Below are 9,624 nucleotides of genomic sequence, written 5' to 3' on the forward strand. Positions count from 1 at the left end.
GCCGTACCGGCCCGCCACTGTAATCCCGCCGGCGCCGCCGCCCCCTCCGGCGCCTGCGCCCGCACCTCCGGCCATCAACATCCCGCTACTCCCGGTTCAGCCGCCCCCTGTTGTTCAGCCGAAGCACGTGACCATCGGTTAACGCTCCACCACATCAACGAAAGGACCCACCATGGACCCCATCACCGCTCTCATCGCCCTTGGAGCGGCGATTCTGCCGTATCTCGGTCCCGCCGCGGCGCTCGGTGTCTCACCGCTCGCTGCTGGGATCGGCGCCGCCGGACTCGGCACCGGTAGCGCAGTCTCGGCTCTCGGGCTCGGTGGCGCAGCCGCGGCCAATCCGTTCACCGGAGCAGGTCTCCAGAGTGCGAGTGCGGATGGTTTCAACAATGGCGCGGCCGCTGTGGCGGGAGCGGTCAACGGCCTCAACATCCCGGGAGTGCACCTCACCGTCAACTGAACTCCAGCACCGACCGCGTCCTGCGGCCCCCGACTCCGGTTGGGTGGCCGCAGGGCGGCGGTGCTTGAATAGCGCGATGAGCAGCGTGACCTACCTCCAGCAGACCGACGCGTCGTGGTTGCGCCCGGCACGCCGCGCAGACCTGACGATCTCCCGGGTCTTCCCGGCTGAACCCGTCTTCAACTCACGGATGTACCGGGAGATCGGTGGCAGCTGGAACTGGAGCGACAGACTCGGCTGGTCGGACGGGCGCTGGGCGTCCTACTGCGCTGACCCCTGCGTCACCACCTTCCGGGCGAGCCGGGGGGGCGAGACCGCCGGATTCGCCGAACTGCGCATGAGCCCGTGCGGAGACGAAACGGGTACAGAACTCGACGACCCTGCGGACGGCGTTGATGTCGAGATCGTCTACTTCGGGCTGCTCCCCCGGTTCGCCGGCCTGGGCCTGGGCGGATGGTTCCTCTCCGAGATCACCCGTATCGCGTGGCAGGTCCCGGGGTGCCGCCGGGTCTGGCTGCACACCTGCGTGGACGACTCCCCTGCCGCGATACCGAACTACCTGTCCCGAGGTTTCGTCGAATACGCCCGGGAGTCCACCGGCTGCACGGACTGCACAGCCCTGGCCCAGGCCTGACTCACTGGGCTGAGAGCCGACTCAGGGCCCGCCCGCTCATCCGGGAGACCAGCCTCTCCGACACGGTGCCGAACGTCTGCAGGTCGTCGTCGTCGAGCCCCTCGAACAGCCACTCCGCCAACGCCACCCGCGCCGACACGACCTCATCCACGATCCGACGCGACTCGTCGGTGAGGTTGACCAGCCGGACCCGCCGGTCGTCCGGCGGCATGGTCCGGACCACGTGGCCGCTCGCGACCAGACCGTCGACCAGTGCGGTGACCTGGCGCGGTGAGCAGTCGAGGAAGGTCGCCAGCTCCACCTGCTTGCACTCGCCCTCGAGCCCCAGGACGAACAGCAACTCGAGCCGCGGAACGGTGAGGCCGTAGTTCGCCGCGGCGCGTTCGATCGATCCCGACATCTCCTCGGCCAGCATCAACGCGCGGTCGAGAATCTCACTCACGGATAGCGCCACGTGTATATAGTTACCACTATTCACCTTTCCCACCCCTGCCGACCCGGCGGGGGACGAGGCGCAGGAGACACCGTGAACGTGACCATCCCGGCGGGATTCGACTTCACCAACCCGGACCTGTTCGAGAAACGGCTCCCACACGAGGAGTGGCGCCAGCTCCGGCAGTCCGAGCCGATCCGCCGCGTCGACAAGCGGCCCGGCTCAGACGGTTTCGACGACGACCATTACTGGCTGGTGACCAGACACGCCGACGTCAAGGAGATCTCGCGCCTCACCGGGGAGTTGTTCTCCGCGGGGGAGAACACCATGATCCCGCGCTTCTCCGAGGGCACCGACCGCTCGATCATCGAGGCCCAGCGGGAGATGCTCGTCAACGAGGACGGCGAGATCCACAAGAAGCACCGGCGCATCATCTCCCGCGGATTCACCCCCCGAGGCGTGGCCGGGATGCGAGACGAGCTCGCCGACCGGGCGCGTCAGATCGTCACCGCCGCCGCCGAGTCGAACGCCGACGACTTCGTCACCGCTATCGCCTCCGAGCTCCCGCTGCAGGCGATCGCGGATCTGCTGGGCGTGCCGCAGGAGGACCGCCACAAGATCTTCGAGTGGTCCAACATCATGACCAGCTACGACGCCGGCGGCGACCCGGATGCTCCCGCCATCGCGTCCATGGAACTCATCGGCTACGCCAACGCCATGGCCGAGGACCGTGCCGCCAATCCGCGGGACGACATCGTGACGAAACTCGTCCAGGCCGACGTCGACGGCGAGCACCTGTCTGCCGAGGAGTTCGGCTGGTTCGTCACGCTCCTCGCGGTGGCCGGCAACGAAACCACCCGCAACGCCACAACCCACGGGATGGTGGCCATGCTGGAGAACCCCGACCAGTGGGAGCTGTTCAAGCGCGACCGGCCCGAGACGGCCTACGACGAGATCCTGCGGTGGGCATCGCCGATCACCCAGTTCCAGCGCACCGCCATGGAGGACGTCGAGATCGGGGGAGTGTCCATCGCCAAAGGTGATCGCGTGCTGATCTGCTACGGGTCCGCCAACTTCGACGAGGAGGTGTTCGACGACCCGTTCACCTTCAACATTCTCCGCGATCCGAACCCGCACGTGACCTTCGGCGGCCAAGGTCCGCACTACTGCCTCGGCGCCAACCTCGCACGGATGCAGCTCGAGCTGATCTTCAACGCCGTCGCCGACTACTTCCCCGACCTGACCTCACTCGGCGAGCCCACCCGGCTGCGGTCCGGGTGGCTCAACGGCCTCACCGAGTGGAAGGTCGAGCTGGGCGCCTGCCCCGTAGCCCGCTGAGCAGCGGCTCGCTGAACGCTGGCGGCGGCGCGGGCGGGGGACAGGCCGGGCCACGCTCACCCGGCCACCCTCACCCGAGCCCGGCCAGCAGGACCATGTAGGCCGCCGTTCCGAGGATGATGCTCACCGCCGCGCGCCGAAACGCCAGGTGCACGGCCAGCGTGAGCGCCAGCGCCGCGGTGGCGGGCAGCCACGAGCCGAGCTCGGCGGAGGTGTCGCGAAGGGTGTAGACCACCAGCACCGCCATCACCCCGGCCGGCATCGTGCGGCCCAGATAGCGCACGAGACTCGAGTCGCGGAGCCTGGTCAGAGCGACGAACGGCGCGGCGCGTAGTGCCACCGTCACGACGAACATCACGCCCAACCCGGCCAGCAGGTAGCCGGCCCCTGGCACCGGGACGGCGGTCACCGGGGAGTTCACGTCGGTTCCCTCCCCTCGCGGGTCGCCCATACGTACCGCGCGATCAACACGGCCACGAAGGCGCACAACCCGACGATGAGCATCTGGTCCGGGGCCAGCCACGCCGCCACCAGACCGCACACCAGGCCGATCACAGGCGCCGGTAGGTCTCCCGAGGCGCGCCACGCGTCCACCGCGAGGACGGCGAAGAGCGCGGTCAACGCGAACTGCAGACCGTCCAACCCCTCCGGCAGGGTCGTGCCGACGAGCGCCCCGACGATGCCGGGGGCGACCCACAGGGTCTGACAGGTGATCGCGATGGTCAGTGTCCGCGGCCCCGTCATCTCACTGCGCTTCTTGGTGGCGGTGATCGCGTAGACCTCGTCCGTGAGCGCGTACACCGAGTAGAGCCGACCGAGCCGCGAGCGGATCGCCCCCAACGGGAAGCTGAGCCCGTAGAACACGTGACGGAAGTTGACGAGGAACGCCGCCGCCGCCAGCGAGTACAGGGGAGTGACCGCGGTGAGCAGACCGATCGCCAGGAACTCCATGGACCCGGCGTAGATCATCACCGAGAACACCGGGGCCCACCACCACGCGAACCCCGCCTGGGTGAGCAGCACCCCGAACGCCAGCCCCAGAGGGATCAGACCCAGCCCGACGGTCGAGCAGTCGGCCAGACCCTTGCGGATCTCTGCACTGGTAGAGGAGCCGGACTGCACGCCGAGCAGTGTAACGACCGCGGAAGCCTGGCCACCCCCGACGGGAGGCGGCACACTGGGTCCCGTGAGCGTGCGCGAGGCCACTCCGCCGCCCGGGGTCAGGCGGCTGGTCCCCTATGCCGTGGAGGGGATCGGCCCGCGGCCGCAACGGCCACCCCACCGGGGACTGCCCACCTCCTCCCTCACCGTGGTCGTGGCCACGGACTCTCCGCTGTTGTGCTCGTATTCCTACGACGAGTGGGCCCGCGGGGAGGGGGTGCGCCACGACGTGTGCATCGGCGGGTTTCACACCCGGCCCGTCTATCTGCAACGACCGGATCGCGAGGAAGGGGTCCAGGTCGAGGTGCACCCCCTCGCCGCGCGACGCCTGCTCGGGGTACCCGCGGCAGCTCTCTCCGAGCTCACCCATGACGGCGAGGACGTCCTCGGGTCGCGGATCCGGGCGCTCCACTCGCGTGTGGCGTCAGCCCATCCCCGTGACCGCGCGGCGCTCGTGGCCGCCGGGTTGGCCTCGGCGGCGGGCAGGTACGAGCGCGTGCCCGGGCCACGCCGGGAGGTGGTGGGCGCATGGCGCCTGCTCGGGCGTTCCGGTGGCCGGATGCGGGTGGCAGACGTCGCCTCCGAGGTGGGGGTCACGCCCCGGCATCTGTCGACGCTCTGCAGGGCTGAACTGGGGATCGGCACCAAAGCACTCGCCGACCTGATGCGCTTCGAGGCGACCCACTCTGCGCTGAGGGAGGCCGTTCGCCGGTCCACGGGGCCACGGCCGGTCGGACTCCGACTGGCCGACCTCGCCCATGACCACGGGTACGCCGACCACGCGCACCTCGACGCCGCCTACCGGCGGTACGCGGGCACATCACCGACGAACTGGATCGCCGAGGAGTTCCGAAACATCCAAGCCTGGCCACCCGACCCCGGAGCAGACTCATCGGCATGACTACTCACGAACCCGGCGCCGCACCCGCGCCCACCGTCTGGCACTGCTTCCGCTGCACCGACTCCCGCCTCGTCATCGACTGGCTCGTCGACACACTCGGCTTCGTCGAGACCGTCTCGCACACCGACGACGGCCGCATCGTCCACGCCGAACTGCTCTGGCCGGAGGGCGGAGGCGTCATGCTGGGGGACGGTGGGAGAGGGGACGACGACCCACACGCCACACCACCCGGGTCGGGTCTCGCGTACGTCGTGACGGCCGACTCCGATGCCGTCTACCAGCGCGCCCTGGCGGCGGGGGCCGAGATCGTCATGGAGATGCACGACACCGACTACGGTGATCACACCTTCTCCGCCCGAGACCCCGAGGGGAACGTGTGGTAGGTGGGGCAGTACCGGGGGCACCCGGCGCCCGATGCGGTCACCGGGTGACGACCGGGCGCACCGGCCGGGATCACCGGGCCCGATCGAGCCGCGGCACGACGGGCACCGCCAGTGCGGCGACCACCGCGGCTCCGGCGAAGACCGGCCCATAACCCCACCGGTCGATCCCCGCCGCGAACACCGGGGTGACCGCGGAGATCGCGAGGAACTGCGCGGTGTTCTGGACACCCAACGCGCGCCCGCTCCAGTGGGGACCGGCGTGTTCGGCGACCGCGGTGAAGGCGAGGCCGTTGTCCGCCACGACCAGTACCGCGGCGATCACGGCGAGGGCCACGGCGACGGCCCCTGGTGCGCCGAAGACCTCTGCGGCCGCCAGGGCGAGCAGTCCCGCGGAGACCGACACTGCCACTGCGCGAAGCGGTGTCAGCCTCGAGCCCACGCGGTCGGAGATCACGCCCACGGCGATCCGCCCGGCCGCCCCCAGGAGTTGCGCGGCCGTCACCACCGCGCCCGCCGAGGCGGGGGACCACCCGTGCCCGAGGACCAGCCACGCGAGCATGAACGACTGCATGAGGGCCTGGGGGAGGACGAGCAGCACGGAGACGCCATGGATCCGGTGCAGGTATCGGGAGGCCCGGTAGGGCGACGTGGCGAGTGTGGTGGACGCGGGGTCGTCGCGGTCCGGTCGCGGAGGATCGATGACGACGACGAGGGCGGCGACCGCCGAGGCCCCCGCCATGACCAGGGGGACGGCCAGGGCTGCACGCAGACCGTGCGAGGCCGCCAGCGCGGGCATCGACATCGCTGCGATCGCCGCCCCGAGGGGTTGAGACATCTGCCGGACGCCCATCGCCATTCCCCGTCGTCGCGCAGGGAACCACCCCACCACGAGCCGACCACTCGCCGAGGCAGCGGAGGCCGAGGCCGCGCCCGCGAGCAGGAAGCACGCCGAGAGCAGGGCCAGGGACGGGGTGATGAGCGCGCCTGCGAGGGCGGCGGTGGTGAGGACGGATCCGCTCACGAGCACGAGCCGCTCGCCGGTCCGGTCGACGAGCCACCCCCACGCCACGAGAGTCAGCGCGGTCCCCACCGAGGGCAGCGCCACCAGCGCGCCCGCCGCGGGGAGCGACAGGCCGACCTCCGTGTGCAGGAAGGGCAGGAGGAACGCCACACCCGCCACGAACACCGAGGCGGAGGACGCGGCGAGCGTGCCGACCCCGAGAATGGCCCACTGACGGGGTGCCACACTATTGTCGTCAGCGGGTCCGGGCCTCACCAGGCCGACAGTACGCCCAGTCCTACTATATGACCAACCAATCTCACTTGTCGGGATCAGCGCGGCCGGTGAGTGCCACGTGCTGCTGCGCGAGCAGACGCAACGCGGTGAGCACGGGCTCGACGAGCACGGTCCCGAGCACCACCTGTCGCACCGCCGCCGCCGGCTCGGACGGGACCGAGGCGACATCGATGCGGGCGATCCGCTCGGCGGCGTCGGCATAGGCGTCCAGACGACCCTCGTCCAACCCGATTCCTGCGTCGTCACACGCACGCCACGCCTGGGCGAGTCGATCGACGATGACGTCGCCGAGATCGACCTGCCACTCCCGAGCGGCGATCCACGCGCGCGTGCGTTCGTCACCGCGGGGCGTGTCCTCCTCCCCAGCCGCGGGCTCGTGCGCCCGTTCTCCCGACAGCGCGTGTTGGGCGGTGGCCATCACGTCCAACCGTCCGACGTCGGGGGTCTCTATGGCCTCCAGCACCCGACCCACCGCCGCCAGATCCAAGCCTCCCACCTCGGACAGCGCCACGACCAGACGGACCCGTTCGACATGGCCGGCGTCGTAGTCGGCCTGGGTGCGGGTCACCGATCGTCCGGGGTGGAGCAACCCTCGACGCAGATAGAACTTGAGTGTCGTCACGGTCGTTCCCGTGACGTCGGCGAGTTCCGAGATTCTCACTCCGCCCCTCTCGACAGCGACGCTCCTTTACTGGATAGTAGCAGTATCCAACACCGGATACTCGAAGTATCCAACTGCCCTCGGCACCGCGCCGTGGCAGCGTCCAGAGGAGTTGACATGGTCACGCGATCATCCAGCCACACGACCCGGGAGCGGCCTCTTCCCGTGACCCACGCCCGGGATGGCGGCCTCGTCGTCTTCCACATCGGCATGACCATCCACCGCCCCCTCCGTCCCGACCTGTGGCTCCCGGTGTTCTGGGCGATGCCCAGGATGCTCGCCGAACTGGAACGCATCCGCATGGCGGCCGACAGGGGAGAGGCCGAGGACGTGGGGTTCCTCGGGGCTCAGACCCTGCTCGGCGCCAACGGCCCCTGGGTTGTCCAGTACTGGAACTCCGTCGATCAGCTCTATTGGTACGCCCGGGACGCCGAGAAAGCACACATGCCCGCGTGGCGCGACTTCAACGCCAGGGCGCGGAGAAACCCGGGGGCCGTGGGGATCTGGCACGAGACCTACGTCGTGGACGAGGGGGGCATCGAGACCTTCTACGGGGATGGCGCTCGGGTGGGGCTCGCCGCCGCGACGGGGACCCTCCCCCTCGGTCGGCGTGGCGCCACCGCGCGCGAGCGGCTGAACGGGAGGACAACCCCGATGCCCGAGGACTGACCGATCAGTTCACGTCCCCGTCGCTGACATAGGTGGCGTAGAGGGGGAGAGGCATCTCCTGGCGGCGGAGCACGGTGCCCCAGACGTCCACGTGCGACGGCCCGAGCAGATCGCTGGGGAGGCTGGGCGCGACGTACCAGTCGCCGCGGTCCAGTTCCCCCTGCAGTTGGCCGGGCGCCCAGCCGGTATAGCCGACGAACACGCGCATCCCCTCGACGTTGTCCCGCAGCTGGTCGGGATCGCTGTCGAGATCCACCACGTGGACCCGTCCCTCGATCTGCTGCAGACCCGAGTAGGTCTCGCCGTCGACCCCCGACGCGAGCACCACCAGCGCGATGCCGGTGTCCGGCTTGACCGGGCCCCCGATGTGGAACACCGCCGGTGGAGCACACATCTCCGCCCAGGCCGGCAGGATCGTCTCGACCGGTGTCTCGCTCCGTCGGGTGATCACCACCCCCAGAGAGCCGGAATGGTCGTGTTCGATCACGTAGATGATCGCCCGCCGGAAGTTGGGGTCCGGCATGTCGGGCGCCGCGATGAGCAGCGAACCGGCGACGGGATCCCGCTTGTCCATCGCGTCGTAGAGGCGGTCACCGAAGAGGCCCCCGCCGCTCAGATCGTCCGGTCCCGTGTCCATGCGACCATGATGCCCGCGCCACCGCCCGACCACATCCCCGTCCCCTCGATCAGGTCTCGCTACGGTGGCTCCCGTGACCTCTCCGACCGCAGGACCGGCCGACACGAGGCGCGGTCGCCTGGCCGCCGCGTTGCGGGAGTCCGACGGGCTCGGCCGCCTGTCCACCGCCCGCCTGGCCGCCCTGCTCAGTGAGGGGATCCACCAGGCCGCGCTCGGCGGGATCGTGCTCTTCAGCCCCGAGTCCGCCACGACCCCGGCCGCGATCGCAGGCGGGTTCGCCGTGATGCTGCTGCCGTACTCGATCGTCGGCCCGTTCGCCGCCGCCGCCCTCGACCGCTGGGACAGACGGGTCGTGGTGGCGGTGGCCGCACTGATCAGGACGCTCGCGATCATCGCCACGATCGCGCTGATCGCCGTCGGCGCCGTGCATTCGGGTGCAGGGCTCGCCGCGCTGTTCGGTCTGTCTCTGGTGGCGATCGGACTCGGCCGGCTCATCAACACCGGGATGACCGCGTCGATGCCCCGCGTGGTGCCGGAGCGGATCCTCGCGGCCACGAACTCGATTCTCGTCACAGTCGGATCGGTGGTGACAGCGGTCGGTGCGGTCGCGGCGTTCGCGGTCCTCGCGGTGCTCGGCGCAGGCGACGCGGCCGTTTCCTGGACGCTCGTGCCTGCCGTGGTCAGCGCCGTCCTGGGAGCGTGGGCCATTGTGGCGCTGCCCCCGCGACACCTCGGACCCGACAACGAGGAGATCACCACGGATTCCGGTGACGGCGTGGCCCGGAATGCGCTGGGGCTGTTCGCCGGGGGTCTGGCCGAGGGCGTGCGCGCCGCCCGCTCCACCACCCTGGTCTGGGTCGCGCTGGCCGGCGTGACGCTCGGTCGGGCCGCCTTCGGTATCACCACGATGCTCGCGGTCCTGCTGCTGCGCGATGTGGAGTCCGAAGGGGGAGGGGGCCCGGTGGTCGCCGGGATGGGCGGCTTCGGGCTCCTGTCCGCGGCTGTCGCCGCCGGAATGGGACTGGCCGCGGTGGTGACCCCGTGGGCCAT

The 9,624-nt window shown here is 70.2% G+C and carries 13 protein-coding genes; 7 read left to right on the forward strand and 6 right to left on the reverse strand.

The features are described from left to right. The first annotated feature begins 172 nt into the window (after window positions 1-172). Together IY392_RS00610 and IY392_RS00615 are read left to right on the forward strand one after the other, a co-directional pair. Window positions 173-460, forward strand: coding sequence for a hypothetical protein (locus tag IY392_RS00610; protein WP_182612961.1), 288 nt, complete (start codon window positions 173-175; stop codon window positions 458-460). A gap of 76 nt (window positions 461-536) precedes the next feature. Continuing rightward, a complete protein-coding gene (locus IY392_RS00615) occupies window positions 537-1,094 on the forward strand; it encodes an N-acetyltransferase (RefSeq protein WP_194860262.1) in 558 nt (185 codons plus the stop codon). 1 nt (window position 1,095) lies between these two features. Here IY392_RS00615 and IY392_RS00620 read toward each other — a convergent pair whose 3' ends face one another. After that, complete coding sequence (locus IY392_RS00620; protein ID WP_231750418.1) at window positions 1,096-1,536, reverse strand: MarR family winged helix-turn-helix transcriptional regulator; 441 nt, start codon at window positions 1,534-1,536, stop codon at window positions 1,096-1,098. 84 nt (window positions 1,537-1,620) lie between these two features. On the opposite strand from IY392_RS00620, the gene IY392_RS00625 reads away from it, so the two are divergent. Then, on the forward strand, window positions 1,621-2,865 hold the full coding sequence (locus IY392_RS00625) for a cytochrome P450 (RefSeq protein ID WP_107757861.1): 1,245 nt from the start codon (window positions 1,621-1,623) through the stop codon (window positions 2,863-2,865). A gap of 70 nt (window positions 2,866-2,935) precedes the next feature. Here IY392_RS00625 and IY392_RS00630 read toward each other — a convergent pair whose 3' ends face one another. Both IY392_RS00630 and IY392_RS00635 read right to left on the reverse strand, forming a co-directional pair. Next, on the reverse strand, window positions 2,936-3,286 hold the full coding sequence (locus tag IY392_RS00630; protein ID WP_370446319.1) for a branched-chain amino acid transporter permease: 351 nt from the start codon (window positions 3,284-3,286) through the stop codon (window positions 2,936-2,938). Next, a complete protein-coding gene (locus IY392_RS00635) occupies window positions 3,283-3,987 on the reverse strand; it encodes an AzlC family ABC transporter permease (RefSeq protein WP_107758304.1) in 705 nt (234 codons plus the stop codon). Before IY392_RS00635 ends, IY392_RS00630 begins: the two co-directional genes overlap by 4 nt. Before the next feature lie 64 nt (window positions 3,988-4,051). On the opposite strand from IY392_RS00635, the gene IY392_RS19545 reads away from it, so the two are divergent. Next, window positions 4,052-4,927, forward strand: coding sequence for an AraC family transcriptional regulator (locus tag IY392_RS19545; RefSeq protein ID WP_156607325.1), 876 nt, complete (start codon window positions 4,052-4,054; stop codon window positions 4,925-4,927). Beyond that, window positions 4,924-5,310 carry a VOC family protein gene (locus IY392_RS00645; RefSeq protein ID WP_194860263.1) on the forward strand — a complete coding sequence of 129 codons (387 nt, stop codon included), beginning with the start codon at window positions 4,924-4,926 and terminating at the stop codon, window positions 5,308-5,310. The genes IY392_RS19545 and IY392_RS00645 overlap by 4 nt, the downstream gene beginning before the upstream one ends. A gap of 70 nt (window positions 5,311-5,380) precedes the next feature. On the opposite strand, the gene IY392_RS00650 is transcribed toward IY392_RS00645, so the two are convergent. Both IY392_RS00650 and IY392_RS00655 read right to left on the reverse strand, forming a co-directional pair. After that, on the reverse strand, window positions 5,381-6,556 hold the full coding sequence (locus IY392_RS00650) for an MFS transporter (RefSeq protein WP_194860264.1): 1,176 nt from the start codon (window positions 6,554-6,556) through the stop codon (window positions 5,381-5,383). A gap of 73 nt (window positions 6,557-6,629) precedes the next feature. Beyond that, window positions 6,630-7,268 carry a MerR family transcriptional regulator gene (locus tag IY392_RS00655; protein ID WP_107757866.1) on the reverse strand — a complete coding sequence of 213 codons (639 nt, stop codon included), beginning with the start codon at window positions 7,266-7,268 and terminating at the stop codon, window positions 6,630-6,632. A gap of 117 nt (window positions 7,269-7,385) precedes the next feature. Between IY392_RS00655 and IY392_RS00660 the strand changes: the two genes are divergently transcribed. After that, window positions 7,386-7,937, forward strand: coding sequence for a DUF4188 domain-containing protein (locus tag IY392_RS00660; RefSeq protein ID WP_194860265.1), 552 nt, complete (start codon window positions 7,386-7,388; stop codon window positions 7,935-7,937). 4 nt (window positions 7,938-7,941) lie between these two features. On the opposite strand, the gene IY392_RS00665 is transcribed toward IY392_RS00660, so the two are convergent. Then, entirely contained in the window at window positions 7,942-8,574 is a 633-nt protein-coding gene (locus tag IY392_RS00665; protein ID WP_107757868.1) for a YqgE/AlgH family protein, read from the reverse strand. Between the two features lie 73 nt (window positions 8,575-8,647). On the opposite strand from IY392_RS00665, the gene IY392_RS00670 reads away from it, so the two are divergent. Then, window positions 8,648-9,624, forward strand: a 977-nt coding sequence (locus tag IY392_RS00670) for a hypothetical protein (protein ID WP_194860266.1), incomplete at its 3' end; no start/stop codon positions are given.

The organism is Dietzia sp. SYD-A1 (assembly GCF_015356725.1).
Classification (GTDB): domain Bacteria; phylum Actinomycetota; class Actinomycetes; order Mycobacteriales; family Mycobacteriaceae; genus Dietzia.